This window comes from Streptomyces sp. Root431 (genome assembly GCF_001426585.1).
Taxonomy (GTDB): domain Bacteria; phylum Actinomycetota; class Actinomycetes; order Streptomycetales; family Streptomycetaceae; genus Streptomyces; species Streptomyces stackebrandtii.
In genome coordinates, this window is record NZ_LMEI01000011.1 from 391,669 (window position 1) to 418,663 (window position 26,995).

The window sequence follows — 26,995 nt, forward strand, 5'->3', positions numbered from 1 at the left end:
ACCCACCTCCCGAAGGGCACCGCACTCATGCCTGGCACCTACTCCGGGACGATCGTCCCGCTGATCACCCCTCTCGACGAGAACGGCACCGTCGACGAGCAGAGCGTCGCCCGCCTCATCGGCCACGTTCAGGCCGAGGTCGCCGGGCTCATGCCGGCCCTGACGTCCGGCGAGGGCTGGAAGCTCGACGCCAAGCAGTGGCAGGACGTGGTCACGTACACCGTGAAGCACTCCGGCGGCCTGCCCGTCCTCGCCGGGATCCAGCTCCCGGACACCGACTCGGTGATCGACCGGGCCCGCACGGCCGCCGCGATCGGCGTCGACGCCGTCGTCGTCACCACGCCGTTCGGCGCGGACGTGACGCAGGACCGGATCGTCGACCACTACCTGGCCATCCGTGCCGCCCTCGACATCCCGATCTTCCTCTACAACGAGGAGGCGCTGTCGGGCAACCGGATCGAGTTCGACACCCTGCTGCGGATCTGTGAGATCCCCGGGATCGTCGGCATCAAGGAGTCCAGCGGGGACGCCGCGTTCACCCGGAGGATGGCCGAGGCGAAGACCGGGATACCGGTCTTCGAGGGCTGGGAGAACCTCCTCGTCGACGCCCACGGCATCGACGGCTTCATCGGTCCGCTGGCCAACATCGAACCCGGGCTCTGCAACCGCATGCTCGTCGACCCGACGCCCGACCGGCAGGCGGAGATCAACACCGTCTGCGAGCGGTACGGGGTCTTCCGCGACGACTGGTACCGCTGGGTGAAGAAGGAACTGCACCGGCGCGGCGTGATCAGCTCCCCCACCACGCACGAGGAGGTCAAGGCGGCATGAGCGCCACGCCCTCCGCCTCCCCCTCCACCTCTGCGTCCCTCTCCGTCTCCACCGGCGCCCCGGTCGTCGCGCACTCCGTCACGGCCCCCGCCGCGACCGCCCAGCGCGACCTGCACGCCTTCTACCGGCGGGTGCCCAGCCTCGGCGACTACGGATCGATGGCCGCGATCGAGGAACGCTGGATCCTCCCCGTGGCCCGCGGCCACGAGGCCGCGGCGCCCCGATTCGCGAACGCCGGCGAACTGCTCGGGGCGCTCAAGGAGTTCCTCGCCGAGGAGGAGGCCGCCCTCCCGGAGAGCGCGACCTTCCTCGCCGAGCAGGCGACGCTGGAACAGTTCAAGGCCGTGGTGGCGCAGTTCGCCCTCGACGGGCTCACCGAGTCCGAGTCGCTGCTCCCGGTCGTGCCCCGGCTTCCGTACCGCTCGGGCATGGCGGTCTTCCGGGTCCTCATCGACGAACTCGGCTGCGGCAACGACGAGAAGGCCCACTCCCAGCTCTACCGGGACCTGCTCACCGAGCTCGGCATGAGCACCCGGCTCGACGACTACCTCGATACGACGAGCCCCGAGTGCTACGCCTACGTCAACATGTTCCACTGGCTGGCCAGCCGGGCGCCCTCGCCCCAGTACTTCCTGGGGGCGTACGCCTACTTCGAGACGAGCGTGCTCTACGCGTTCCAGAGTTACGCCCGGGCGGCCCGGCGGCTCGGCATCGCCCACGACGCGTACTACACCGAGCACCTCTACATCGACACGTACCACAGCAGTCACATGCGGACGGCGATCCGGGCGCTCGACGAGCCGGATCTCGCGAAGATCTGGGCGGGCGTGCGACTGGCCTCCGAGATCGTCGGCGCCGCCACCGAGGCGGCCGTCGCGCGGGCGCGGGAGACCGTCGGATGACGGCCGTGCCCGCCGGGCGCCGGCGGGGGGCCGACGAGCCCGTCGTCCGGCAGGTGACCGAGGAACTGGTCCTGGTCGAGGCCGGCGGCCACAAGGTGCTCGCCTCCGCCGTCTGCCCCCACCGAGGGGGCCGGCTCAAGTACGGCAGGGTCGACGGGGACAGGCTGCGCATCACCTGCCCCCTGCACCACACGACCTTCGATCTGGCGAGCGGCGAGCGGACCTCGGGCGCCGCGTGCGCCGCCCTCCGGGTCGTCGACGTGCTGCCCGACACGCAGGACGGCGCCCCCGGGGGCGCCCCGTGACCACCACACCGACCGGGGCGGCGTCGATCGTGACGCCGCCCCGTGCGGCGGTCGGGCACGACGGCATCGCGCCCGTGCCCGAGGCCGAACGGACCTCCTCCCCCGCCGACTTCGGCTGGATCTGGCCCTCCGCGCAGTTCTCCTTCGGCACCGTCGTGCTCGGCGCGCTGCCCGTGGTCTTCGGCCTCGGCTGGTGGGCCTCGGCGAGCGCGATCGCCGTGGGCGTCGCCGTCGGTTCGCTGCTGCTCGCGCCCCTCGCCCGCTTCGGCGTCCGTACCGGCGCCAACGACCCCCTGGCCAGCGGGGCGCACTTCGGGGTGCGCGGCAGGATCGTCGGCAACGTCATCACGGTGGTGACGGCGCTCGGCTTCTTCGCGATCGCCGTCTGGACGGGCGGCACCGCCGTCATGGTCGCGGGCCACCGGCTGCTGTCGACCCCGACGGGACCGGGCGCGCTGACGGTCGCGATGGGCGTGACGGCGGCCGCGGTCGCGCTGGTCGCCGTACGCGGCCACGAGACGCTCGTCCGTACGTACCGGGTGACCGCGATCACCGGCGGGATCGTCCTGCTCGGGACCGTGCTCGTCCTCGCCCCGCGCTTCGACGCCGGATTCGCCGGTCACGCGGCGCAGCCCGGCGGGACGCTCGCGCTCGGCAGCGTCCTGCACACCTGGCTGCTCGCGGCCACCGCCGCCGCGGCGATGCCGCTGTCGTACGCCACCTTCCAGGGCGACTACACCCGTTTCATGCCCTCCGGCACGTCCACCGGGCGGGTCGTCCGGGCCAGCGGGATCTCCATGTTCCTCAGCAGCCTCGCGGCGCTGCTCACCGGCGCGTACGTGACGACCCTCTTCCCCGTCCCGGACGTGCCGTGGCTCCAGGGCCTGACGGACGCGGTCCCCGGCTGGTTCGCGGTGGCGGTCGTGGTCTTCGGCTTCGCGGGCACCCTGCCGCAGGCCGGACTGTGCCTGTACGCGGCCGGGCTCTCCGCCAACTCGGTGTTCTGGCGGGCCTCGCGGGCCGGCGTCACCGCGGTCGTCGCGCTGCTCGCCGCGGCCGTGCTCTACGTCGGGGCGGTGGTCTACGACGCGATGGACGCGATGTCGGCGTTCGTGACGCTGCTCCTCACGGTCGTCGCGCCGTGGGCAGCGGTGCTCTCCGTCGGCTACGTGCTCCACCGCGGCCGGTACGACGCGGAGGCGCTGCGCACCTTCACCACCGGCGGGGGCGGGCGCTACTGGTACGCGCACGGGGTCAATCCGCGGGCCGCCGCGGCCTTCGCCGCCGGTTCGGCCGTCGGGCTCCTGTGGGTCAACAACCCCTTGTACACCGGCCCGTTGACGGGGCTGACGGACGGCGTCGACCTGAGCCTGCCGGCCTCCTTCGCGGTCGCCGCCGCGCTGTACGCGGCGCTGTGCCGCGTGTGGCCGGAGCCCCTGCTGCCACCGCACCTGCCGTCCTTCCCCGGACCGGGAAGGGCCGCCGCCCCGCCCCGAGGAGACACATGGCCATGACGACGATTCGGCTCACGGTCCGGTCGGCCGTCCGGGAGGCCGAGGGCGTCCTCGGGCTGCTGCTCGCCGACCCCACGGGCGCCGCACTTCCCCCGTGGGAGCCCGGCGCTCATCTGGAGGTGACGCTGCCGTCCGGGACGGTCCGGCACTACTCGCTCTGCGGCGACCCGGCGGACCGGAGCACGTACCGGCTCGGGATCCTGCGCGAGCCCGCCGGCCGGGGCGGCTCCGAGGAGCTCCACACGGCGGTCGGCGAGGGCACGATCCTCGGGGTCCGGGGCCCGATCAACCGCTTCCCGCTCGTGCCGGCGGAGCGCCATCTGTTCATCGCGGGCGGCATCGGCATCACCCCGCTCCTGCCGATGGTCCGCTCGCTCCCGCCGGGTACGTGGTCCCTGCTGTACGGGGGCCGGAGCCTCGCGGCGATGGCGTACCGCGACGAGCTCGCCGCGCTCCCCGGGGTCACGCTCGTCCCGCAGGACACGGCGGGGCTGCCCGACCTGGACGCCGTCCTCGCCGGGCTCGCCCCGGACACGGCCGTGTACTGCTGCGGTCCCGAAGGGCTGCTGCGGGCGGTGGAGGAGCGGTGGTCCGGGCCGCTGCACAGCGAGCGGTTCGGGGCGGGGTCCGCCGAGGTGACCGCGGCGGAGGGCGGCTTCGAGGTCGAGCTGCGGCGGACCGGGCGGGTTCTGCGCGTGAAGTCCGGGCGGAGCCTGCTCGACGCCGTGCGGGAGGTGGTGCCGGGTGTCGCGTACTCCTGTGAGGAGGGGTGGTGCGGCACCTGTGAGACGAAGGTGGTCGCGGGGACGCCCGAGCACCACGACTCCGTCCTCGGCGAGGACGAGAAGGCGTCGGGGACCACGATGATGATCTGCGTGGGCCGCTCGTGCGGCCCGCGCCTCGTCCTGGACCTGTGACGGACGCGGCCCGCACCACCTTCGCCGGGTGGTGCGGGCCCGCGTGTCAGGGGAAGACGACCAGGGCCCGGCCGCCCTTGCCCGCGAGCATGTTGTCGAAGGCCGCCGGGATGCCCTCCAGGGTGATCCGCTCGGTGACGAGGGCTCCGAGGTCGAACCGGCCCGCCCTGATGTGCTCGGCGAGGACGGGCAGGTCCTCGGCCGGGTTCGAGTTGCCGTAGACGCAGCCGGCCAGGGTGCGGCCCCAGTGGAAGAGCTCCAGGGCGTGGAAGGTGACCTGCTGCTCCTTGCCGCCGATGCCGACGACCGTGGTGCGGCCGCCGCGGCGGGTCGAGTCCCAGGCGGTCCTGATGGTGACGGCGCGGCCGACGCACTCGACGGCCACGTCGACGCCCTGCCCGCCCGTCAGCTTCCGGATGTCCTTCGCCGTCGTCTCGGAGGCGACGACGTACTCGGTGGCGCCCGCCGCCCTCGCCAGGGCCTCCTTCTCCGGGGAGACGTCGACCGCGACGATCGTGGACGCGCCCGCGATCCGGGCGGCCTGGAGCGTGGCGAGGCCGACCCCGCCGACACCGAACACCGCGACGGTCTCGCCCTCCCTGACCCGCGCCGAGTGGTGGACCGCGCCCCAGCCGGTGAGGACGGCGCAGCCGAGCAGGGCGGCGTCGGTGAGCGGGATGCCGTCGGGGACCGGCAGGACGCAGTTCCCGGCGACGACCGTCTCCTCGGCGAAGGCGGCGACGTTGAGTCCGGGGTGGAGCTCGGTGCCGTCCTCGGTGCGGGCGTGGATGTTCGCCGAGCCGGCGAGGGCGTTCGCGCAGAGCCAGACCTCGCCGAGTGAGCAGGGGTGGCAGCTGCCGCAGGACGGCGCCCAGTTGAGGACGACGCCGTCGCCGGGGGCGACGTGCGTGACGCCCTCGCCGACCGACACGACGGTGCCGGCGCCCTCGTGGCCGAGGACGGCCGGGACGGGCACGCGCATGGTGCCGTTGGACAGGGACAGGTCGGAGTGGCAGACCCCGGCGGCGGCGAGCCGGACCCTGACCTGGCCGGGGCCGGGCTCGGGGAGTTCGATGCCGGTGATCTCCAGGGGAGAGCCGACGGCGGGCAGGACGGCGGCGCGGATCACGCGTCTCTCCTCGGTTCCTAGGGCCTGTCTGACAATTGGCGTCGGATCAGGCCGGGTCGTTCGGTGCGTGCGATCGGCGTGCGGCCGGGACGCCCTCGTAGCGGAGCTACGTGGGCGGGCCGGACCCGGCGGGAATTGTCAGACAGGCCCTAGAACTGCAGGGACTTGGTCTGGAGGTACTCGGCGAGGCCGTGCGCGCCGAGCTCCCGGCCGACGCCGGACTGCTTCCAGCCGCCGAAGGGCGCGAGCGGGTTGAACCGGCCGCCGTTGATGTCGACCTGGCCGGTCTCCATGCGGCGCGCGAAGGCGACGGCCTCCGCGGGCTCGCCCCAGACGGCTCCGGCGAGGCCGTACTCGGTGCCGTTGGCGATGGCGAGCGCGTCGGCCTCGTCCTCGTACCGGATGATCGAGACGACCGGGCCGAAGATCTCCTCGCGGGCGATGGTCATGTCCGGGGTGACGTCGGCGAAGACGGTCGGGGAGACGTAGTAGCCGGTCTCGCGCGGGGCGTCGGGGCCGCCGGCGACGAGCCGGGCGCCCTCCTCGACGCCCTTCTCGATGTAGCCGCGGACGCGGTCCCGCTGCTTGGCGTTGACGAGGGGGCCGACGCGCTCGCCGGGGACGTACTTGGCGACGGCCTCGGCGGCGAGCGCCACCGCCTCCTCGTACCGCTCGGCGGGGACGAGCATCCGGGTCCAGGCGCTGCACGTCTGGCCGGAGTTGGACATGACGTTGGCGATGCCCACGGCGACGGCCTTGGGGAGGTCGGCGCTCGGCAGGATCACGTTGGCGGACTTGCCGCCGAGTTCGAGGGCGACCCGCTTGACGGCGCCGCCCGCGAGGGCGCCGATGCGGCGGCCGACGGCGGTGGAGCCGGTGAAGGAGACGAGGTCCACGTCCGGGTGTTCGGCGAGGGCCTGCCCGGCGACCGGGCCGAGGCCGGTGACCAGGTTGAAGACGCCGGCGGGCAGGCCCGACTCGTGCACGGCCTCGGCGAAGAGCTGTGCGGTGAGCGGGGTGTCCTCGGCGGGCTTGAGGACGGTCGTGCAGCCGGCGGCGAGCGCCGGGGCGACCTTGGCGACGATCTGGTGGAGCGGGTAGTTCCAGGGGGTGATCGCGGCGACGACGCCGACCGGCTCGGCGTAGACGGTGGAGTTGCCGACCTTCTCCTCGAAGGAGTGGGTGGCGGCCAGTTCGGCGTACGTGCCGGCGACCGCGATCGGCAGGCCCGCGTGGACGGCGGCGGCGAGCTGCGGCGGGGCGCCCAGCTCGGCGGTGACGGTGGCGGCGATCTCCTCCGCGCGGGCGGCGAGCGCGTCGCGCAGGGCCGTGATGCGGGCGGCGCGCTCGGCGGGCGGCGTGGCGGCCCAGCCGGGGAGCGCGGCGCGGGCGGCGCGTACGGCGGCGTCGACGTCCTCGGCGGTGCCCGCCGGGACGTGGGCGATGACCTGCTCGTCCGCCGGGTTGATCACCGGGACGGTCTCCGTCGAGGCGGCGGGACGCCACTCCCCGCCGATGTACATCGCGTCGTGGGCCTTCATCCGCTGTCTCCTCACGTTACCGACGGGTTCGCCGCTCCGACCCAAACTAGCGCTGTTAGTTTTCTGGCACCAGGGTCCGCGGAGTGCCCCCGGTCTCACTGCCGAACCGATCGTGCCGCCCCGGCGCCGGCCCTGTCCACGGACGCCCCGCACAGCCGTGCGGCCCCGGAACTGGCGGAAGCCTCCTTGCGCCGTGGCCGTGCCCCTCGGCCCGCTCGCGCCGGCACCCGTCGGACCTCCGGTAATTCCCCAGTAACGGCCCGGTCCTAGCGTCCCCGACCGAGCCCGCCCCACCTCCCCCAGGGCCTTCCCCCAGGTCCGTACGTACGGGGTGGCGGGGCGCCGGCTTCCCCCGTACCAGCGTTGGAGGAGCCCCACACATGCACCTGCCCCGCTCGCCGATCCGGCGCGGAACCACCGTCTGGGCCACGGCCGCCGCCACCCTGACGGCCCTGCTCGTGACCCCGGCCGTGGCCGCGGCGCCGGCGCCCTCCCCCCGGGCGGCCGTCGACCCCGGCGTCACCGCCGCCGTCGCCGCCGACGGTGAGGCGACCTTCTTCGTCGTCCTCGCCGACCGCGCCGACCTCTCCCGGGCCCGCTCGCAGCGCGGCCACGAGAAGAAGGCCCGCACCACCTTCGACGCCCTGCGCGCCGAGGCCACCCGCAGCCAGCTCTCGCTGACGCGATTCCTCGACCGCGCCAAGGTCGGCTACGAGTCGTACTGGATCGCCAACGCCGTCAAGGTCACCGGCGACAAGGCCCTGGTGGAGAAGCTGGCCGCCCGCCCCGACGTCGCCTCCCTCCGCCAGGAGCGGCACTACGCCCTCGACACGGTCGAGCAGTCCTCCGCGACGGCCGCGCAGGCCTCCGCCACCGCCATGCAGTCCGCCGCGACCGCCGGGCAGTCCGCCGAGGAGGCGGTGACCCCGGAGTGGGGCGTCAAGGACATCGGGGCCGACCAGGTCTGGTCCCGGTACGACAACCGCGGCGAGGGCATCGTCGTCGCGAACATCGACTCGGGCGTGCAGTACGACCACCCGGCCCTCAAGGGCAACTACCGGGGCAACCTGGGCAACGGCACCTTCAGCCACGACTACAACTGGTACGACCCGACCGGTCAGTGCACCGGCGGAGCGCCCTGCGACAACAACGGCCACGGCACCCACACCATGGGCACCATCGCCGGCGCGGGCGGCGTCGGCGTCGCCCCCGGCACCACGTGGATCGCCGCCAAGGGCTGCGAGGCCCGCAGCTGCTCGGACTCGTCGCTGCTGAAGTCGGGCCAGTGGATCCTGGCGCCGACCGACCACAACGGCGAGAACCCGCGCCCCGACCTCGCCCCCGACATCGTCAACAACTCCTGGGGCGGCGGGAACACCACCTTCTACCAGGACATCATCCAGTCCTGGAACGCCGCGGGGATCTTCGAGGCCTTCGCGGCGGGCAACTCCGGCGACGGCACGAGCTGCTCCACCACCGAGGCCCCCGGCGCCCAGGCCCCGGCCTACGGCGTCGGCGCCTACGACGTCAACGGGAAGATCGCCGGCTTCTCCGGCTTCGGCCCCTCCCTCGTCGACGGCTCGATGAAGCCCAACATCTCCGCCCCGGGCGTCGACGTCCGCTCCACCTGGCCGGGCGACACCTACCGCGCGATCTCCGGTACGTCGATGGCCACCCCGCACGTCGCCGGCGCCGTCGCCCTGCTCTGGTCCTCGGCCCCCTCCCTCATCGGGGACATCGACGGCACCCGCGCCGCCCTGAACGGCGCCGCCCGCGACGTCGACGACACCCACTGCGGCGGCACCGCGGCCGCCAACAACGTCTGGGGCGAAGGCAAGCTCGACATCCTCGCCGCCGTGGACCGCGCGCCGCACTCCGCGGCCACCGTCACCGGCACGGTCACCGACCGGGCGACCGGCTCCCCGCTCGCCGGGATCACCGTCACCGCCACCGCCGGCGAGGCCCGCCGCTCGGTGACGACGGACGCCACCGGCGCCTACCGGCTGACGCTCGCGGCCGGCACGTACTCCCTCACGGTCGGCGGCTACGGCTACCGGGACCTCGTCGAGGACGCGCTCACCGTCACCACCGGCCAGTCCCTCGCCCACGACCTCGGCCTGGCCGCCGTGCCCGCGCACGCCGTCACCGGCACCGTCCTGGACGTCAGCGGAAAGCCCCTGAAGGGCGCCACCGTCCGCTTCACGGACGCCCCCCTCGCCCCCGTCGTCACCGACGCCGCCGGCGCGTTCCGCTTCCCGGCCGTCGCCGAGGGCTCGTTCACCCTCACCGCCGCCCCGGCGGCCCCCGCCCTCTGCAACGGCGCCTACAGCGCCGCGCTCACCGTCGACGCCGCGGAGACCGTGACCGCCGCCCTGCCCGCCCGTACCGACACCGCGGGCAACGCCTGCCTGCCCGCCGCGTACTCCTGGATCGGCGGCAGCGCCAAGGTCGCGCTCTCCGGAGACGAGAACGCGAAGACGATCGCCCTGCCGTTCCCCGTCACGTTCTACGGCGTCCCGTACAGCCAGGCGAGCGTCACCACCAACGGACTGGTGAACTTCCTGGCGCCGCGGCTCGGCGACTACAAGAACACCGCACTGCCCTCCCCGGGCCAGCCCAACGGCATCCTCGCCGCCTTCTGGGACGACCTGACCCTGGACTCCAAGTCGGCCGTGAAGACCGCCGTGAGCGGCACCGCCGGCCAGCGCCGGTTCGCGATCGTGTGGGAGAACGCGGCCTTCGCCGCCGACACCGCGAAGCGCGTCACCTTCGAGGCCGTCTTCGAGGAGGCGACCGGCGCGGTCGTCCTCCAGTACCAGTCGATCGGCGCGAACGCCCTGGAGACCGGCGGCGGCGCGACCGTCGGCATCGAGAACCAGGCCGGCACGGACGCCCTGCAGTACTCCTTCGACCAGGCGGTCCTCGTGGACCGTTCGGCCATCCGTATCTTCCCGAAGGCGGCGTGATGACCCACCGTTCCCGGCGCGGCGTGCGCCTCGCCTCCGCTCTCGTCGCGGCCGGCCTCGCGCTCACCGCACTGCCCGCCACCACCGCGTACGCCGACGACGAACCCCTCGGCCGGGTCCTCACCGACGCCCAGGCCGACGCCCTGGAGCGGCGCGCCGAACCGCAGGCGCCGCTCGACGTCACCCCGCAGGACCCGGCGCGGAGCACCCTCCAGGGCACCGCCGACACGGCCGACACCGCGGAGAGTGCGGCCGGGGGCCTGAGCCTCACCACGGCCTCCGCCCTGGAGACCTACCGCGGCCAGGCCGACACCGCCCAGCTCGGCGGCGGTCGCGGCGACTTCCTCGCCGTGCACAGCCTCGGCACCGTCACCCGGCTCTCCGAGGACGGCCGCACGGTCTGGAAGCGGGACAACGCCTCGCTCTACGCGGACTGGCAGGTCAAGAACATCCGTCCGTGGCAGACCGAGCCGTACCCGGCGCGGATCACCACCGGCTACCACGCCAACGGCCCGTTCAACGACACCTCCGACCGGGGCTGGACGCAGGGCGACCTGACCGGCGACGGGGTCGCGGACGTCGTCTTCACGGCCGACGTCGGCACCAGCCCGTACCGCCCGTTCACCTCCCCCGGCTCCTCGCTGACGACCGGCACCTTCGTGACCGTCCTCGACGGCGCCTCGGGCCGGACGCTGTGGTCACGGCTCTTCGCCGACGCCCAGCAGGTCACGCTCGTGGGCGACACCCTGCTCGTCGGCGACCAGCCGTCGACGAGCCTCAACTCCCCGAAGGACGCCACCGCTTCCCTCCGGGCCTTCCGCTTCTCGTACGCGGACGGGCAGCTCGCGCCGTCGGCGACCTGGACCTACGAGACGGGGCAGCGCCACGGCCGGTGGGGCTCGACCGTCCCGCTCGGGAACGGACGCGTCGCCGTCTCCTGGTACGTGAAGAAGACCGACACGGCCCCCGCCTCCGGCCACACCCTGGTCCTCGACACGGCCGACGGCTCGGTGGCCTGGCAGACGGACGACGACCTGTACTCCCGCCAGCTGGCCTACGACACGGCCCGGAAGCGGCTCGTCGCGCTCGAGCAGGCCGACTACCGCGACGGCGTCCGGTACGAGCTCGCCGCCTACGACCCGGCCGACGGGACCCGCACCACCCTCGACACCCGGGTCAACGCCCTCGGCATCGGGCTGCGCATCGGCCAGCTGCGCGGGGACTCCGCCCCGGAGTACGCGGTCAGCGAGTCGACCCTCGACGAGTACCTGTACGTCAACACCGCCACCGTGCGCGCCCTGGACGGCGGCGACGCCACCGAGCTGTGGTCCCACACCGTCAAGCGCGCCGAGGACAACGTCAAGGACGGCGACTCGGCGCTCGGTCTGCGGATCGTCGACGGCAAGGTGCTCGCCTCGTACGTCACCACCGAGGGCAAGGAGACCGCCGCGAACCCGGGCGGCAGCCGCTTCGGCACGCTGACCGCGCTGAACGGCCGGGACGGTGAGGTCCGCTGGCGGAACACCGGCGCGACCGTCTCGCCGATCTACGCCCAGCCGTACCGCGAGGACGACGAGTGGCGCGTGCGGACCGTGGACAACGAGCAGAACATCCGCTCGTACCGGCTCGGCAGCGGCCGGCAGGCCTCGGTCACCCCGCTCCAGGCCGACCTGAGCACGGGCCTCGCGGCCGACGTCAACGGCGACGGACGCCAGGACGTCGTCGTCGGCGGCCAGTCCCAGGGCCTCTGGGCGTACGACGGGCCCTCGCTGGTCTCCGGGAAGCCCCGGATGCTGTGGCAGGCCACCCTGCCCGGCTCCGTGCAGGGTGACATCCGGATCGCCGACACCGACGGCGACGGCCGGCGCGACGACCTCGTCGTCGCGGCCGACGCGGCGGCGGTGGTCGTGGACGCCCGCACCGGTCGGGTCCGCGAGACCATCGACGGGAAGGGGCAGTTCGTCCGCTCCGTCACGGTGGCGGACCTGGACCGGGACGGCGACGAGGAGATCCTCGTGCCGACCGACGCGGTCCGCGCCTACAGCGGCGACGGTCGGGCCCTGTGGTCCTACGCGCCCGCGCCCGGCCTGGTCTTCTCCGACCTCGCCGTCGCCGAGGGCAAGGTCCTCGGCTCGTACCAGACGCGCGGGGTGAGCGACGGGACGGCCGTCGTCGGCGGCACGGCCCTCGACGCCCGGACCGGCAAGGCCCTCTGGTCGGCCGACCCGACCTGGACCGGCGACGCGGACACGAAGGTGTACGCGGCGCAGCTCTTCCACGGCGTGTACGCCTCGCCCGGCATCCCGTACGCGGACGGCCACGCGGTCGTCTACTCGTGGATCGTGCGGGAGGGCACCGGCTGGGTCACGTACTTCGAGTTCCGTGACGTCCGCACGGGCGAGGTCGTGCACACGTCGACCGGCGGCGGCGCCTGGACGCTCGGCAACTGGTTCACCGGCGACGAGGGCCTCGTCCTCGCCGGCACGGCCTCGCTGCGCACCTTCGGCAAGGACGGCGAGGAGTACGAGATCTACACGCTGCCGACCCTGCACCGCGCGGAGTTCGGCACGGGTCCGGGCGGGCGGCGACTGATCTTCGGCGGCACCGAGGGCGCGACCTACCTGTGGGACCCGGCGGTGCTCACGGCGGGCGACCAGTACCCGGACCAGGTGGCCGAGCTGGGCGGCTACGCGATCCAGAACCAGGTCGTCGCCGACCTCGACGGCGACGGGGTGGACGAGGTCGTCGGGCTCGGCAAGGACGACACGGGCTTCGACCGGACGATCGAACTGTCCGGCGGGCGCTACCTGCTCCAGGACAACTCGATGCACGGCATGGTGACGGGCCGGCTGACCGCTCAGTAACCCCTCGCGGGCCCCGCCCCTCGGCGACCCCCGTCCGGACCACCGGGCGGGGGTCGCCGCGTCGGAAATCCGGACCACACCATTCCGGTGCACGGGGCACCCATTACAGTGGGCGCCCTCATGAGCGCAGACATACCAGCGGGCGCGCCTCCGATGCTGCGAGTGCGCCTCTTCGGCGGGTTCCGGGTGGACCGGGACGGCGGGCCGCCGCTCTCCGAGCGGTGGCCGCGTCCGAGCGCGCGCACGCTGGTGAAACTCCTCGCGGTCTCCCCCGGCCACAGCCTCCACCGCGAGCAGGCGATGGAGATCTGCTGGCCGGACGCGGATCCGCAGGCCGCGCTCGGCAGTCTGCGCGTCGCGCTCCACGCGGCCCGCCGCGCGATCGAACCCGAGCTGGCGCCCCGGTCCGTCTCCTCCTATCTGACCGGCGAGGGCTCCCTGCTGCGGCTCGACCCGCGGACGGTACGGATCGACGCCGACGGGGCCGAGGCCCTGGCGGAGGCGGCGCTCGCGCACGGCGGGCGCGCCGAACTCGCCGCCGCCCTGGCGGCGTTCACGGGAGAGCTGCTGCCCGAGGACCGCTACGCGCCGTGGGCCGAGCCCCGCCGCGAGCGGCTTTCCGCGCTGCGGGAGCGCGCCCTGCTCGCCCTCGCCGCCGCCCACCTGTCCGCGGGCGCCCCCGAGGAGGCGGTCCCCGCGGCCGAGCAGGTCCTCGCTGCGGCCCCGGCGGAGGAGGAGGCGCACCGGGTCCTCATCGAGGCGTACGTACGGCAGGGGCTGCGGCGCCGCGCGGTGGCCCAGTACCACCTGTGCCGGGAGGCGCTGGACGCGGAGTTCGGCGTGCGCCCGGGCCCGGAGACCGAGCGGCTGCACCGGGCCGCCCTGGCCGCGCCCGTGCCGGCGCCCCGCTCGGTGGGGCCCGTGCTTCCGGCCGTGGTGCGGCAGCCGCCCACCGCTCCGCTGCGCGGCCGGGACGAACTCCTCTCCCGGCTGCTCGCCGCCGATGCCCCGCCCGTGCTCGTGCTCACCGGGGAGGCGGGGCTCGGCAAGACACGTCTCGCCGGGGAGGCGGCCCGGCGGGCGGCCGCCGGGGGGACGGCCGTGCTGTGGGGTGCGGGTCACGACGCGGAGGGGCACACGCCGTACGGCCCGTTCACCGAGGCCCTGGACGGCTGGCTGGCGGACCGGCCGACCGCGGAGCGGGCCAGGGCGGGCGCGGAGTATCCCGAACTGGCGGCGCTCCTGCCGTCCTTGGGGCGGGTGCGTCCGGAGAGCGGGCGCAGTCCCGAGGAGGAGCGGGACCGGCTGTTCCGGGCGACGGCGGGGCTGCTCGGAGAACTGGCGGCCGAGCGGCCCGTGATGGTGGTGCTGGACGACCTCCACGCGGGGGACGCGGGCTCGTTCCAGCTCCTCAGCCATCTTGCCCGCCGGTCCCGGGAGGTGGGAAGTACCTGGCGATTTCTCGCCATTGTCCGTCCTGAGGAACTTCCGGCGTCCGACCTTCGACGCCAGGTGCTCGACCAGCTCCTTCGCCAGTCCCTCGCCGGTTCCGTCGAACTGCCCCGGCTGTCCCGCGAGGCGTGCCTGGCGCTGACGGCGGACGCGCTGGGCGCCGACGGAGCCGTACCGGAGCGGGTGTGGGAGCTGTCGCTCGGCAATCCGCTGTTCGCCCTCGAACTGGCCCGTGCCGTGCGGGACGGGGACGGGCGGACCGGCACCCCGGAGGGCGTACGGCAGTTGGTCGCGGAACGCCTGGGCCGGCTGGGTCCCGCGGCCCGCCGGGTCGTCGACGCGGTCGCGGTCGCCGGGCAGGACGCGGCCCTCACCGAGGTCCTCGACGTGGCCCGGCGCGGCGGCCATCCGCGGCTCTCGGCGGCCGAGGCCACGGAGGCCGTGGAGGTGGCCGTCGCCGCGTCGGTGGTCGAGGAGCGGCGGGTGGTCAGCGAGGGCCGGCCCGTCGCCGGGCTCGCCTTCCGTCATCCGCTGGTCCGGCTGACCTGCTACGAAGGGCTCTCGGCGGCCCGTCGCCGGCTCCTGCACTCGGCGTACGCGGAGGCCGTGCTGCGCCGCCGCCCCGATGCCGTGGACACCCTCGCCACCCATCTGACCCGGGCGGACGACCCGCGCGCCACGGGCTATCTGCGGCAGGCCGCCGAGCGGGCGGCGGCGCTCTACGCGAACGACACCGCCGACCGCTACTACGCCGAACTCACCGGCCGTCTCGACGCGCTCGCCGCCGAGTCCGCGCGGGCGCGGATCGACCGGAGCGCCGTGCTGCGCCGCCTGGGCCGCTTCGACGAGGCGGCGCGGCTGCTCGGCGAGGCCCTGGAGGAGCTGGAGAGGCACGGGGACGCGGACGGCCGGGTGCTCGCGGCGGCGCGGCTCGCGGAGCTGATGCCGAAGACGCGCGGTACGGAGGACGGTTTCCGGCTGCTCGACTCCTGCCCGCCCGGGCCCGGGACGCCGGCCGCCGTGGGAGCGCCCACCATCTGGCCCGCGGGGTGCTGTGTTTCGTCGCGGGCCGGTACGAGGAGGGCGTGGTCGCCGCGCGGGCCGCGGAGGACGCGGCGCAGGCGGTGACGGGTCCCGAGCGGCGCGGGCTGCTCGCCAGGGCGCTGGCCGCGCGGGCGACGTCACTGGGCCTCGCGGGCCGGTTCGGCCAGGCGGGCCCGGTCGCGGACCGGGCGCTTCCGCACGCGGAGGCGTACGGCGATCCGCAGTTGCTGGCCTCGGTGCTCTCGGTGCTGCGTGAGACGGCGCGGCGGGCGGGCCGGCTGCGGGAGGCGATCGCGACGGGCCGCCGGGCGCTCGCGCTCGCGGAGCGCTCGGGCGATCCGACGGCGACGGTCTTCGAGCGGGCCAACCTGGCGGAGCTCCACCTCCTCGTGGAGGAGGTGGCGGAGGCTCGGGAGTTCGCCGAGACGGCGGTGCGGGACACGGAGTCGCACGCGGTGTGGTGCGCGCCGTACGCGCTGGTGGCGCTCGCCCGCGTACGGATGCGGGACGCCGGTCCCGGTGGGAGCGAGCTGCTGGACCCGGCCGAGCGGACGGCGGTGACGCAGGGCGACCATCAGGCCGAGTACGAGGTGCGGTCGGCGCGGGCCGAGCTGGCGGTGCGGGAGGGCAGGCCGGAGGAGGCGCTGCGGCTGCTCGCGGGGTACCAGGAGGCCGGCACGGCGCAGTTGAGGGCCTGGGCGCTGCTGGCGTGCGGGCGGGCCGCGGAGGCCGCGGAGGTCGCGGGCGCCGAGGTCGGGCGGGCGGAGCGGGCCGGTGAACGGCTCGCGGAGACCGACGCCCGTACGGCACGGGCCGCCGCGCTCGCGGCGCTGGGCCGGGAGCGGGAGGCGGCGGAGGGCTTCGACCGCGCGGCCGTCCTGGCGGAGGAGCTGCCGTATCCGGCGGGCGCACGCCGGGTGGCGGGAGCCCGCCGGGGCGGGGCGGGCGGCGGACGCGGATAGACCGACGGGCGCGGCTGGGGCCCGTCGGTCGGATCGTCAGATCGTCCGGTCGATGTCGGTGAGGTGGGCGAAGACGACGATGTTCGCCTCGTAGCCCGTACCGCGGTCGAATGCTCCGCCACAGGTGAGCAGCCGCAGTTCGGGCCGGCCTGTGGCGCCGTACACCTCCTTGTCGGGGAAGTCGGCCTTGGCGTACGTCCGGACGCGGTCGACCGTGAAGACGGCGACCTTGCCGTCGGCGCGGGCGACCCGGACGGTGTTGCCGGGGCTGAGGGAGTCGAGGTTGAGGAAGACGGCGGGCCCGCTGCGGGTGTCGCGGTGCCCGACGACGACGGCGGTGCCGCGCTCCCCGGGGGTGGCGCCCTTCGCGTACCAGCCGACGACCCGGGGGTTGTCGACGGGCGGGGTGGCGAGCCGGCCGGCGGCGTCGAGACCGAGGTCGATGACCGGGGCCTCGATGGTGATGGCCGGGACGGCGAGCGCCGTGGGGCGCGAGCGGGCGAGCGGCGGGGGTGGCGGCGCCGGCCGGGACGAGGGCGCGGCCTTGGGGAGCGCCCGGGCCTTGGCCTTGTGGTCGAGGGCGGCCGGGGCGCCGGCCGCCGCCCCCGCCGCGGCGGGTCCCGCCGCGGCGGGGGCGGCCGAGCCCGCGGCGAGCGGCGGGTCGGCCGGTTCCCCGTCCCCGGACCACCAGGCGACCCCGGTCACCAGGACGCACGTCACCGTGACGGTTCTGGCGAGCCGGAGGAGTCGCCGCCGCCGCCGCGTGAGGCGGCACCGGCGCGTAAGGCCGGACCTACGCGGCGCCATTGTCGCGGCGGCGCGAGCGACGGATCAGGACCAGTCCGGCCGTGCCGGCGAGGCCCGCCGCGACGGCCGCCCCGATGCCGAAGGCCGAGGAGTCCTCGGCGGCGATCGGCGCGCTGCCGCCGCCGCCCGCGCCGACCGGGCCGTGCGGGGGCTTGTGGTGCGGGGGCTTGCCGTGACCGTTCCCGCCGGGGCCTCCGCCGGGTCCGCCGTTCCCGTTGGTGGCGGTCGGAGTCGGCGTCGGGTTGGTGATGACGCCGCCGGGGCAACTGACCCGGAAGACCTTCGACTTCGCCGCGCCGTTCTGGCCCACCCACGTCCATTCGACCTTGTACATGCCGGACGACAGGCCGGTGATGTCGTCCGTGTGTCCGTCACCGTTGCTGTCGACGGCGATGCTGCCGTTCTTCAGCGACGGGTCCTGGTTGCCTGGCTGGCCCGGCTGCTCGTAGATGTTCCACTGGATGCTCTGCAGGCCGTCGAAGTTGAAGGCCGCGAAGCGGAAGACGCATCCGACCCGGGGCTCGTTCTCCTGGCTGGTGTCCGGGGTGCCCTGTCGGTGGACCTTGACGTCACCGTTGTCGCCGGGCGCAGCGAAGGCCGCCGGGGCGCCGGCGAGGGTCACGCTGCCGAGCGCCAGGGTGGCGAGTGCCGCGCGGAGCAGAGTGCGGGTGGGGGGAGTCGTCATGGGGAGGTCCTCCAGTCGTGAGTGAGCACAGCGGACGCGCATTGCGATAATCCGACTATCTGTCACGACATGGACACAAACGGTGACGACCCGACCGTGCCGGCCTCCGTCTCCACCCGTCCGGCCCACTCCCCGTCGCCACACGGGAGGGGCCGGGCCGGGGCCGCCCGGCTCAGATGATCCCGAAGAGGATCCCCGCCGCCAGCACGACCAGCGAGGTCAGCGCGGCCCACTTCACCGTGAACCGGGTGTGGTCGCCGAACTCCACCTTCGCCATGCCGACGAGGACGTACACGGCGGGCACGAGCGGGCTGGACATGTGCAGGGCCTGGCCGACCAGCGAGGCCCGGGCGATCTCCAGGGGCGACACGCCGTGGGCCGCGCCGGCCTCCGCGAGGACCGGCAGGACACCGAAGTAGAAGCCGTCGTTCGACATGAAGTAGGTGAGCGGGAGGCTCAGGACGCCGGTGACCACGGCCATGTGCGGGCCCATGCCCTCGGGGATGGCGCCGACCAGCCAGTCGGCCATGTGCTTGACCATGCCCGTACCGGTCAGCACGCCCGTGAAGACGGCGGCGGCGAAGACCATGCCCGCGACGTTGAGGACGTTCTCCGCGTGGGCGGCGATCCGGGCCTTCTGCTCGGCCATGTTCGGGTAGTTGACGGTGAGCGCGAGCGCGGCGCCGAGGAGGAACAGGACCGGGATCGGCAGCAGCTCCAGGATCATCGCGGTGAGCAGCGCGACCGTGAGGCCTGCGTTGAACCAGTACAGCTTGGGGCGGAGGGTCGTACGGTTCGGGTCGAGCCCCTGGAAGCCGTCGCCGTCACCCGTACCGGCGCTCTCGCCGGATCCGCCGACCGGCTTCTTCGCCGTGTTCGTGCTCGCGTTCGTGTCCGTACCGCCGCCACCCGCCGCGACCAGCACGGTCTCGGTCTCCGGGACCAGGACCTCGTCGAGGGTGAGGTAGCCGATGCGCTTGCGCTCCCGGCGCCCGAGGACGTACGCCAGGACGAAGACGAAGAGCAGGCCCATGCCGAGCGCGGGGATCATCGGGACGAAGATGTCGGCGGCGTCCAGCTTCAGCGCGGTCGCGGCGCGGGCCGTGGGGCCGCCCCAGGGCAGGGTGTTCATGACGCCGTTGGCGGTGGCCGCGACACCGGTCATGACGACCAGGCTCATGCCGAGCCGCTTGTAGAGCGGATACATCGCCGAGACGGTGATCATGAAGGTGGTGGAGCCGTCGCCGTCCAGGGAGACGATCGCGGCGAGCACCGCCGTGCCCACGACGACGCGTACGGGGTCGGCCTTGCAGAAGCGCAGGATGCCCCGGACGATCGGGTCGAAGAGGCCGACGTCGATCATGACGCCGAAGTAGACGATCGCGAACATCAGCATCGCGGCGGTCGGCGCCAGCTTGCCGACCCCCTCGATCACGTAGTCGCCGAGCTGGGCCCCCTGCCCCACCGCGACGCAGAAGAGCGCGGGGATCAGCACGAGCGCCGCGATCGGCGACATCTTTTTCATCATGATCAGGACCAGGAAGGTCGCGATCATGGCGAAGCCGAGGACGGTCAGCATGGAGGACACCTCACGTTCACCCTTGAACTGCCGCCGAGCGGCGGTCCGGATGACGGTAGGTGCCCTCTTCTGCCGTTAACAAGATGTTGACGCGTGAGCAATACGAGCAAAACCCCAGGTCAGAGCCGAGGTCACGGCAGGGGCGCCACCTCGACGGGGAAGCCGTTGAGGACGGCGGTGCCGGAGAGGGGGTCGATCCGGGAACCGTCGAGGAGCTGGTTGACGTTGACGCCGGGCCGCGCGGCCGCCACGGAGAGCCGGGTGCCGGGCCGGTCGTGGCCCCAGCCGTGCGGGAGGCTCACCACGCCGGGGCGCACCCCGTCGGTGATCTCCACCGGCACGTCGAGGGAGCCGCCGTCCCCGGTGATCCGGGCGGGTGCGCCGTCGGCCAGGCGCAGGCGGGCCGCGTCCTCGGGGTGCACCTGGAGGGTGCAGCGGTTGGAGCCGCCGCCCAGGGCGGGGGTGTTGTGCAGCCAGCTGTTGTTCGAGCGCAGGTGCCGGCGCCCGACGAGCTGGAGGGTGCCGGGGGCCGGTACGGCGTGCAGCGCGGCGCGCAGGCGGGGCAGGTCGGCGGCGATCGGCGCGGGGAGGAGTTCGATCCGGCCGCTGCGGGTCTTGAGAACCTGCTGGACGCGCGGCTTGAGCGGGCCGAGGTCGATGCCGTGCGGCCGGGCCCGCAGCTCGTCGAGGGTGAGTCCGTACGGGCCGAGGCGCAGCATCAGGTCGAGGCGGCGCTCGGGGCCGGTGGCGCCGGTGAGCCCGGCCGCGTACTCCTTCGGATCCGCGCCGTACGCCGGTGAGTGCTCCTGCGCGACGGCCTTGGCGAGGGTGGTGTCGATCGCGAGGTCGTCGACGGCGGACGGCGGGGCGCCGTGCATGCCGGAGACGGCGAGGATCAGCCGGGCGTGGATCTCGCACTCGTCCATCGCGTCCGCTTCAAGGGGGACGGCGGCCGGGGTGTAGCGGGCCTGGTCGCGGACGGCGAAGCCGTTGAAGGCGAAGTCGAAGTGGGCGCTCCGGGAGGGCGGGGGCGGGGGCAGGACGACGTCGGCGTGGCGGGTGGTCTCGTTGAGGTACGGATCGACGGCGACCATGAGGTCGAGGGAGCCGAGGGCCGCGTCGAGCCGGTTCCCGTCGGGGGCGGACAGGACGGGGTTGGCGGCGACGGTGATGACCGCCCGGATGCGTCCGTCCCCCGGCGTCTCGATCTCCTCGGCGAGCGCGACCAGCGGCAACTCCCCCTTGACCTCGGGGTGGTGGGAGACGCGGCTGTGCCGGCGGCCGAGGTCGAAACCCCTGCCGGGGCCCGGCGGACGGGGGGCCGGGGCGGTGGCGGAGAGCGGGAAGAGCGCGCCTCCGGGCCGGTCGAGGTTGCCGGTGAGGACGTTGAGGACGTCGACGAGCCAGTTGCCGAGAGTGCCGTACTCCACGGTGGAGCTGCCCATCCGTCCGTAGACGGCGGCGGAGGGCGCGGCGGCCAGTTCGCGGGCGAGGGTACGGATCGTGGCGGCGTCCACGTCGCAGGCGGGGGCGACGGCCTCGGGGGTGAACTCCCGCACCGCCGCCCGTACCTCCTCGACGCCTTCGACTTGGGCGGCGAGCGGGCCGAGGTCGGTGAGGTCCTCCGCGAAGAGGGTGTGGACGAGGGCGGCGAGGAGGAGCGCGTCGGCGCCGGGGCGGATGGCGACGTGGCGGTCGGCGACGCGCGCGGTGCGGGTGCGCCGGGGGTCGACGACGGTGAGGGTGCCGCCGCGCCGGCGGAGCGCCTTGAGCCTGCCGGGGAAGTCGGGGGCGGTGCAGAGGCTTCCGTTGGAGTCCAGCGGGTTGGCGCCGAGGATCAGGAGGTGGTGGGTGCGGTCGAGGTCCGGGACGGGCACGGCGAAGGGGTCCCCGAACAGCAGGCCGCTGGAGACGTGCTTGGGCATCTGGTCGAGCGTGGACGCGGTGAAGAGGTTCCGCGTGCGCAGGGCGCCGATGAGGAGGGGCGGGTAGAGGGCGCCGGCGATCGTGTGCACATTGGGGTTGCCGAGGACGATACCCACGGAGTCCGGCCCGTACTCCTCGATCAGCGGCCGGATCCGGGCGGCGATGGTGTCGAACGCCTCGGCCCAGCTCGCCTCCTGGAGCCGGCCGTCCTTGCGGACGAGCGGGCGGCGGAGCCGGTCCGGGTCGGCGTCGACCTCGGGGAAGGCGGCGCCCTTGGGACAGACGAACCCCTGGCTGAAGACGTCCTCGCGGTCGCCGCGGGCTCCCGTGACCCGGGAGCCGTCGGGCGTCAGGGTCAGCGTCAGTCCGCAGGTCGCTTCGCAGAGGGGGCAGATGCGCAGGACGGTGGGCATGGCGTCTCCCTGGTGCGTCGGGTGGCGCCGAGCATACCGACCGGTAGGCACGTACGGGAGGGGTGTGCGGGAGCCGGGTGCGGGAGCGAGGCGTCGGCTCCCCCGCGGAGGCTAGGAGAGCGAGGGCGCCAGGTAGGCGTACAGGAGTTGGCGGGTCTCGTCGACGAGCGCCGGGTCGCCGTCCGGGTCCGTCCGGAAGGCGAGCCGGACGAGGGCGTCGGCGGTCTCGACGCCGACCAGGACCTTCCGGCGCAGGGCCTCGTCGGCGGCGCGGCCGAGGTGGACGGCGAGCAGCGAGCAGAGCCGATCGGCGACGAGGTCGTTGGGATGCCCGGCGGAGCCGTCCGCGTCCTCCCCCGCCTCGTCGGCACCGGCCTCGGAGTCCTCCGCCGTCTCGCCCGGCGCGCCTCCCGGCACGCCGAAGTCGACGAGCGCGAAGCCCGGGACGGTCCGCTTCATGGCGATGAACTCGTCGAGGACGCCGTCGATGGCTCCGTACGCGTCGAGGACGGGCGTCGCCGCGAAGCGGGTGGAGATCCGCTCGGCGTACTGGTCGAGGTTGCGGTGGGCGAGGGCGGCGACCATCGCCCGCTTGTTGCCGAAGAAGCGGTAGACGGAGCCGATGGGAACGCCGGCGCGGGCGGCGACGGCCCGGGTGCTCAGCTGTTCGTAGCCGGTCTCGTCGAGGAGGACGGCGCAGGCGTCGAGGATCCGGGCGAGCCGCTCGGCGCTGCGCTGCTGGACGGGGGCGCGGCGGAGCACCGGCGGGGTCTTCGGGCGGGTCTGGGGCACGGGGACCATGATGCCGTTCCGGTCGGGATGAGGCTCACTCGCCCAAGAGGATTCCGCGATTCCCTTCGGGCGTCAGGCGATGAGCAGGCCGATGCCTCCGAGGGTGTACGCGATCATCAGCACGAACAGCGGCAGTTGGCCCGCGACGGCGCGGGCCGGCGGGAAGAGCCGGACGGACCGGTCGTGGGCGGCGACGACACCGAGGACGTGACCGGTGACGATCGCGGCGACCTGGAGGGTCGCGAGGCCGCCGGGACCCAGTGGTGGAGCGGGCGAGAGGGCGTTGTCAGTGCCCGCCGCCATGATGACTGTACGTGGTCCTTCGGTGACGAAGAGCGAGAAGTAGTGGGCGACGAGGTAGCCGAGGGCGATGGGCAGGAGCGAGTGGGCGAAGGAGGTGAGGGGTGTGGTGAGGGACCGGTCCATGAGGCGCAGGGCGCCCGCGCAGAGTCCGTAGAAGGCGGCGACGAGGGCGACGACGGCGAGCAGGCCGAGCGTGGCGGTGACGGTGGGGTCGAGGGAGGAGGTCTGGAGGGTGGTGATCCAGCGGGGGTTGTCGGAGAGGCCGTCGTAGGCGGTGGAGCCGAGGAGGACGCAGACGGTGGCGACGAGACCGGGGGTCTGCGGGGTGGAGTCGAGGCTGTGGAAGGGGGAGCGCAGGACCAGGCGGCCGTCGGCGCGGCGGCCGAGGGGTGAGAGCCGGGCGAGGAGGGAGGAGTAGACCTCGAAGGGGTCGGCGTGGGCGAACCAGCGGTCGCCGTAGCGGGCGGCGCCGATGAGTTGGACGCCGGCGTGGACGGCGAGGGCGATGAGGAGGGTGGTGGTGGAGGTGTTGTCGGGGGCGACGAGTTCGAGCCAGGTGAAGAGGAGGAGTCCCGCGGCGGCCGGGCGGATGCCGAGTGCGGCGGGGATCGGGCGGGGGCTCCGTGGCGGGCGGAGGGAGTGGAGGGTGCGGAGCGGGTTGAGGAGGCGCCAGACGGGGCCGAGGAGGAGGGAGGCGGGGACGAGTCCGACCCAGAGGAGGACGTAGAGGGCGCCGGGGGCGGGGTTGCGGTCCGGGTCGTCGGGGCCGAGGAGGAGGTGGAGGAGGAACAGGAGGGCGGCGGCGGCGCCCAGGAGCCGGAGGGTGGTGCGGGTGGCCGGAGCGTCGGCCACCCGCTGGAGGGCCGCCGGGACGGGCCGCCCGGCCTCGTCGCCGCGGAAGCGGGACGAGGACCAGAGCAGCCCTAGGGCGAGGAAGGAGACGAGGAGTGCGGTGAAGGCGCCCGCGTAGGCGTAGAAGGGCGAGAGGGGGAGGTCGTGCCGGGAGCCGACGCCGTGGGCCAGCGGGACGCCGGTCACCGGACGACGAGTTGGGTCAGGAGGAGTCCGGAGTCGTGGGTCTCGACCTCGAAGAGGCCGGTGCGGTCCGCGGTGAGGGTGAGGGTGGCGGGGACGCCGGGAGAGAGGGGGAGTTCGCGGTCGTAGCCGTGCACGTGGAGGGTGTCGGCGCGGTCGCCGGTGACGCGGAGGGTGAGGCGCTCGCCCTTCTTCAACTCGATGCGGTCAGGGGGTGGCTGAACGGTCTTTCCGGTGATGGTGAGGGTGACGGTCCGGCCGGTCTCGGACGGCAGGGGGGTCGGCGGGGCGGTGGTGGCGGTGTCCGTGCCCGTGGCGGACGGCGGGGTGGTCGGCGGCGCGGCGGTGCCCGTGCCCGTGGCGGACGGCGGCGCCGAGGCGGCGGGGGTGCCGTCCAGCCGGACGGTGGCCTGGACGGGGGCGCCGGCGACGGCCCAGACGGTGTGGTCGTCCGCGTGGAGGCGGACGGTCAGGGTACGGACGCCGGGAGGTACGTACCCCCAGGCGCCGTACAGGCGGGCGGTCTCCCGGCCGTCGGCCAGGAGGCGGGCGTGGCCCCGGCCGGGGAGGGCGGCGCCGCCGGTGCTGTCCGGGGTGAAGCGGAACCTCTCCACCGTGAGGTGGACGTTCCAGCCGCCCTCGGTGTCGGGCCTGACCTCGACCCGGACCGTGGGGGCGGTCGCCGCGGGGACCTCCCGCAGCCGGTGGCCGGACTCGTCGCGGGCGGGGAGCAGGGTGCCGCTGCTTCCACTGGCCTCCTCGTGGGTGGTGCCGGGCTTGTGGTGGGTGGTGGCCCGGCCGCCGCAGCCCGAGAGGGACAGCGCGGCAGCCAGGACGAGCACCAGGGAGAGGAGGGGCGCCGCCGCCCCGCGCGGGTGCGTCACGCCGTCCCCTCCTCACGGGGCCGCGGGTCGGCGGAGGACCCAGGGAGGACGGTGGCGGGCTCCGCCTCGGACGCGGACGCGGACTCCGCCTCGGGCTCGGACCCCCTCTGCTCCCCCGGGATGGTCGTCCGCGGGGTGCGGGCGCCTGCCGCGATCACCGCCCAGAGGACCCAGACGACGCCGAGCAGCAGGCGGAACCAGGCGGGGCTGAGGGGGATGCCCGGGACCATCAGGACCGCCTTGTCGAAGGCGTCGAGCAGGGTGAGGGCGCCGAGGGCCACCGTGGTCCAGGCGAAGACGGGGCGGGTGGGCCGCAGGGCGAGGCCGATGACGGTCCACCAGACGCCGGTGAGGAGCAGTGCGAGGGCCGGGACGACGGTCGGGGTGAGGGCGAGGGTCGAGCCGGCCACGTCCAGGATCAGGCCCGCGAGGCCGAGGAGGGTGGCCACGGCCGCGAGCCGGTTGCCGCGCAGGCGACGCCACCACAGGGCGAAGCCGGCCAGGGCGAGGACGAGGGCGCTACCGAGGGCGAGCTGGGTCTCGACGCGCTGGAGGCCCCGGGCGCCGTACCAGTCGCAGCCTGCCGGGAGGCGGCGCGCCTGGACGCTGTAGTCGGCGCAGACGAGGAGCTGGGCGAGCTTGACGGGCTCGCCGACGAGGCGGTCGGTGTTTCCGGAGACGTCGCCGCGGCGCGCCCCGCAGCCGGGGAGGGCACCGGGGCTGGCGGCGCCGGCATCGGTCTGCCAGCAGTTGCCGCTGCCCTGGCCGTCCCACCAGACGTCGGTGCGGTTGGGGCGGGAGTTGCCGGCCTTGTCGACGCCGAGGTGGTTGTCGGCGTAGCGGTTGTGGTGGGAGGTGTCGGTCTGCTTGCCCCAGGCGGACTCGCCGCGGATGAAGGCGGGCACGGCGTTGAGGTAGAAGGCGGTGCGCTGGTGGCCGTACACCCAGTTGTTCTCGTAGAGGTTCCAGTTGCCGCCGGCGGTGATGATGCCGGTGCCGGGCGGCATGGAGATCTGGGGGCAGACGACGCCGCGTTCGTAGCCGCGGTCGACGGGCGGCTTGGCGCAGGTGCCGTCGGCGACGTATGGGTAGTAGTTCTCGTTGTTGTCGTGGATCAGGTTGCGTTCGAAGCGGGCGTGGTTCTGGGGCAGTCCGGGGTGGCCGGGGAAGGCGGAGTCCATGGAGGCGCCGCCCATGTTGTGGTCGAACTCGTTGTCGTGGACCCAGACGGAGTCTCCGGCGGTGCCGGAGTAGCCGACCATGTTGTGGTGGCTGCGGCAGCCGGTGATCTCGATGGAGTAGCGGGGGACGTCGTAGCCGCGGCCGTCGTTGATGTTGGAGGCCGAGCCGGGATAGATGCCGGAGTCGCCGTTGCCGTACGACTCGCAGTTCTTGTAGAGGCCGTGGTCGGAGGCGAAGGTGAGGAAGCCGTACTCGTCGTTCCAGCGGGTGAGGACGTCGTCGATGACGAAGCCGTCGGCGGCGAGGACGTAGAGCGAGTTGAAGGTCGTGCGCTGGGCGGTGAAGTTGCGGAAGTAGACGCCGTCGGACTGGTCGGCCCGGATGGCGTTGAGCTTCTGGTACTTGGCGTCGAAGACGACGTCCAGGCGGGAGGCGCCGGTGCCTTCGATCTGGAGGTCCTTCTTGCCGAGGATCGCGACCAGGTTCTGGTTGTGCGGGCACTGCCGCTGCTGCTCGTAGCTGAGGATCTGGTAGCCGAGCGAGGAGTTCGGGGCCTTGAGCGCGGCGCACGCGCCGGTGGGCTTGGGCAGTGAGGGCTCCTCCTCGTAGAGCCCGGGGAGGACGGCGATCGTCATCCCCGGCCGGTCGACGGCGTCGACGGCCTCCTGGAGGTGGCGGTAGCCGTCGCGGGCGCAGCGGTCGAGGAGGGCGAGGTTGCGGGCCTTCACCGGGGCGGGGAAGCCGGATATGCGACGTGCGAAGTCGGCGCGGTCGGTCTTGCAGACGAGGAGGTCGGGTTCGCCCGTGCGGGGCTTCGGCACGGTGCCGGAGCCGTCGGGGAAGGTGACGGGCCGCTCCTCGTGGGCCTGGGCCCCGGGCGCGGCGAGCAGGGCTCCGGCGAGGGCCGCGAGCACGACCGAGAGGACGAGGACGAATCTTCGGGTCCAGGACATGCGCGTGAG

19 protein-coding genes are annotated in these 26,995 nt (G+C 74.1%); 9 read left to right on the plus strand and 10 right to left on the minus strand.

Translation table 11 applies throughout. From position 1 onward, the window contains the following. Positions 1 to 27: 27 nt before the first annotated feature. From ASC82_RS21480 to ASC82_RS21500, 5 genes are read left to right on the plus strand one after another with little or no spacing between them, the layout of a single operon-like run. On the plus strand, positions 28 to 831 hold the full coding sequence (locus ASC82_RS21480; protein ID WP_056650444.1) for a dihydrodipicolinate synthase family protein: 804 nt from the start codon (positions 28 to 30) through the stop codon (positions 829 to 831). Further along, entirely contained in the window at positions 828 to 1,733 is a 906-nt protein-coding gene (locus ASC82_RS21485) for an iron-containing redox enzyme family protein (protein WP_056650456.1), read from the plus strand. The genes ASC82_RS21480 and ASC82_RS21485 overlap by 4 nt, the downstream gene beginning before the upstream one ends. Further along, complete coding sequence (locus ASC82_RS21490) at positions 1,730 to 2,038, plus strand: Rieske (2Fe-2S) protein (protein WP_056650458.1); 309 nt, start codon at positions 1,730 to 1,732, stop codon at positions 2,036 to 2,038. Before ASC82_RS21485 ends, ASC82_RS21490 begins: the two co-directional genes overlap by 4 nt. Continuing rightward, the gene (locus tag ASC82_RS21495) at positions 2,035 to 3,552 is read left to right on the plus strand and encodes a cytosine permease (RefSeq protein ID WP_242427721.1); all 1,518 of its coding nucleotides are present in this window, start codon (positions 2,035 to 2,037) and stop codon (positions 3,550 to 3,552) included. Before ASC82_RS21490 ends, ASC82_RS21495 begins: the two co-directional genes overlap by 4 nt. Next, complete coding sequence (locus tag ASC82_RS21500; RefSeq protein ID WP_242427722.1) at positions 3,549 to 4,469, plus strand: PDR/VanB family oxidoreductase; 921 nt, start codon at positions 3,549 to 3,551, stop codon at positions 4,467 to 4,469. Before ASC82_RS21495 ends, ASC82_RS21500 begins: the two co-directional genes overlap by 4 nt. 46 nt (positions 4,470 to 4,515) lie before the next feature. Here the strand turns inward: ASC82_RS21500 and ASC82_RS21505 are convergent, their stop codons facing one another. Next, positions 4,516 to 5,598, minus strand: a complete 1,083-nt coding sequence (locus ASC82_RS21505) for a Zn-dependent alcohol dehydrogenase (protein ID WP_056650464.1) — start codon at positions 5,596 to 5,598, stop codon at positions 4,516 to 4,518. Positions 5,599 to 5,747: 149 nt separating this feature from the next. Continuing rightward, positions 5,748 to 7,139 carry an aldehyde dehydrogenase family protein gene (locus tag ASC82_RS21510; protein WP_056650466.1) on the minus strand — a complete coding sequence of 464 codons (1,392 nt, stop codon included), beginning with the start codon at positions 7,137 to 7,139 and terminating at the stop codon, positions 5,748 to 5,750. A gap of 380 nt (positions 7,140 to 7,519) precedes the next feature. Between ASC82_RS21510 and ASC82_RS21515 the strand changes: the two genes are divergently transcribed. The 4 genes from ASC82_RS21515 (at position 7,520) to ASC82_RS31200 (ending at position 16,427) form a co-directional block, all read left to right on the plus strand. Next, positions 7,520 to 10,105, plus strand: a complete 2,586-nt coding sequence (locus tag ASC82_RS21515; protein ID WP_056650469.1) for a S8 family serine peptidase — start codon at positions 7,520 to 7,522, stop codon at positions 10,103 to 10,105. Continuing rightward, the gene (locus ASC82_RS21520; protein WP_056650472.1) at positions 10,105 to 12,969 is read left to right on the plus strand and encodes an FG-GAP-like repeat-containing protein; all 2,865 of its coding nucleotides are present in this window, start codon (positions 10,105 to 10,107) and stop codon (positions 12,967 to 12,969) included. Before ASC82_RS21515 ends, ASC82_RS21520 begins: the two co-directional genes overlap by 1 nt. Before the next feature lie 120 nt (positions 12,970 to 13,089). Continuing rightward, positions 13,090 to 15,549 (plus strand): AAA family ATPase, encoded by a 2,460-nt coding sequence (locus ASC82_RS21525; protein ID WP_242427724.1) that lies wholly within the window; start codon positions 13,090 to 13,092, stop codon positions 15,547 to 15,549. Further along, positions 15,471 to 16,427 (plus strand): hypothetical protein, encoded by a 957-nt coding sequence (locus tag ASC82_RS31200; RefSeq protein WP_242427725.1) that lies wholly within the window; start codon positions 15,471 to 15,473, stop codon positions 16,425 to 16,427. Before ASC82_RS21525 ends, ASC82_RS31200 begins: the two co-directional genes overlap by 79 nt. Before the next feature lie 36 nt (positions 16,428 to 16,463). Here the strand turns inward: ASC82_RS31200 and ASC82_RS21530 are convergent, their stop codons facing one another. From ASC82_RS21530 to ASC82_RS21565, 8 genes are all read right to left on the minus strand, one after another. Next, a complete protein-coding gene (locus ASC82_RS21530) occupies positions 16,464 to 17,147 on the minus strand; it encodes a class F sortase (protein ID WP_056650475.1) in 684 nt (227 codons plus the stop codon). A gap of 73 nt (positions 17,148 to 17,220) precedes the next feature. Then, positions 17,221 to 17,919: a hypothetical protein gene (locus ASC82_RS21535; protein ID WP_056650478.1), complete on the minus strand. Its 699-nt coding sequence runs from the start codon at positions 17,917 to 17,919 to the stop codon at positions 17,221 to 17,223. A gap of 172 nt (positions 17,920 to 18,091) precedes the next feature. After that, a complete protein-coding gene (locus ASC82_RS21540; protein WP_056650481.1) occupies positions 18,092 to 19,498 on the minus strand; it encodes a citrate:proton symporter in 1,407 nt (468 codons plus the stop codon). A 131-nt stretch (positions 19,499 to 19,629) separates the two neighbouring features. Further along, positions 19,630 to 21,837 carry a molybdopterin oxidoreductase family protein gene (locus ASC82_RS21545; RefSeq protein WP_056650483.1) on the minus strand — a complete coding sequence of 736 codons (2,208 nt, stop codon included), beginning with the start codon at positions 21,835 to 21,837 and terminating at the stop codon, positions 19,630 to 19,632. A gap of 111 nt (positions 21,838 to 21,948) precedes the next feature. Beyond that, positions 21,949 to 22,638, minus strand: a complete 690-nt coding sequence (locus ASC82_RS21550; RefSeq protein WP_056650486.1) for a TetR/AcrR family transcriptional regulator — start codon at positions 22,636 to 22,638, stop codon at positions 21,949 to 21,951. A 63-nt stretch (positions 22,639 to 22,701) separates the two neighbouring features. Then, on the minus strand, positions 22,702 to 23,970 hold the full coding sequence (locus tag ASC82_RS21555) for a hypothetical protein (RefSeq protein ID WP_056650489.1): 1,269 nt from the start codon (positions 23,968 to 23,970) through the stop codon (positions 22,702 to 22,704). Continuing rightward, positions 23,967 to 24,851, minus strand: coding sequence for a hypothetical protein (locus tag ASC82_RS21560; protein ID WP_056650491.1), 885 nt, complete (start codon positions 24,849 to 24,851; stop codon positions 23,967 to 23,969). The genes ASC82_RS21555 and ASC82_RS21560 overlap by 4 nt, the downstream gene beginning before the upstream one ends. Next, on the minus strand, positions 24,848 to 26,986 hold the full coding sequence (locus ASC82_RS21565) for a right-handed parallel beta-helix repeat-containing protein (RefSeq protein ID WP_242427726.1): 2,139 nt from the start codon (positions 26,984 to 26,986) through the stop codon (positions 24,848 to 24,850). Before ASC82_RS21565 ends, ASC82_RS21560 begins: the two co-directional genes overlap by 4 nt. Positions 26,987 to 26,995: the final 9 nt, after the last annotated feature.

Bases quoted from the DNA above. Each gene is read 5' to 3' on its own strand.
- ASC82_RS21550 (WP_056650486.1), bottom strand. From the start codon at position 22,638: ATGGTCCCCGTGCCCCAGACCCGCCCGAAGACCCCGCCGGTGCTCCGC.
- ASC82_RS21535 (WP_056650478.1), bottom strand. From the start codon at position 17,919: ATGACGACTCCCCCCACCCGCACTCTGCTCCGCGCGGCACTCGCCACC.
- ASC82_RS21540 (WP_056650481.1), bottom strand. From the start codon at position 19,498: ATGCTGACCGTCCTCGGCTTCGCCATGATCGCGACCTTCCTGGTCCTG.
- ASC82_RS21480 (WP_056650444.1), top strand. From the start codon at position 28: ATGCCTGGCACCTACTCCGGGACGATCGTCCCGCTGATCACCCCTCTC.
- ASC82_RS21525 (WP_242427724.1), top strand. From the start codon at position 13,090: ATGAGCGCAGACATACCAGCGGGCGCGCCTCCGATGCTGCGAGTGCGC.
- ASC82_RS21515 (WP_056650469.1), top strand. From the start codon at position 7,520: ATGCACCTGCCCCGCTCGCCGATCCGGCGCGGAACCACCGTCTGGGCC.
- ASC82_RS21545 (WP_056650483.1), bottom strand. From the start codon at position 21,837: ATGCCCACCGTCCTGCGCATCTGCCCCCTCTGCGAAGCGACCTGCGGA.
- ASC82_RS21485 (WP_056650456.1), top strand. From the start codon at position 828: ATGAGCGCCACGCCCTCCGCCTCCCCCTCCACCTCTGCGTCCCTCTCC.
- ASC82_RS21490 (WP_056650458.1), top strand. From the start codon at position 1,730: ATGACGGCCGTGCCCGCCGGGCGCCGGCGGGGGGCCGACGAGCCCGTC.
- ASC82_RS21565 (WP_242427726.1), bottom strand. From the start codon at position 26,986: ATGTCCTGGACCCGAAGATTCGTCCTCGTCCTCTCGGTCGTGCTCGCG.
- ASC82_RS21510 (WP_056650466.1), bottom strand. From the start codon at position 7,139: ATGAAGGCCCACGACGCGATGTACATCGGCGGGGAGTGGCGTCCCGCC.
- ASC82_RS21520 (WP_056650472.1), top strand. From the start codon at position 10,105: ATGACCCACCGTTCCCGGCGCGGCGTGCGCCTCGCCTCCGCTCTCGTC.
- ASC82_RS21500 (WP_242427722.1), top strand. From the start codon at position 3,549: ATGACGACGATTCGGCTCACGGTCCGGTCGGCCGTCCGGGAGGCCGAG.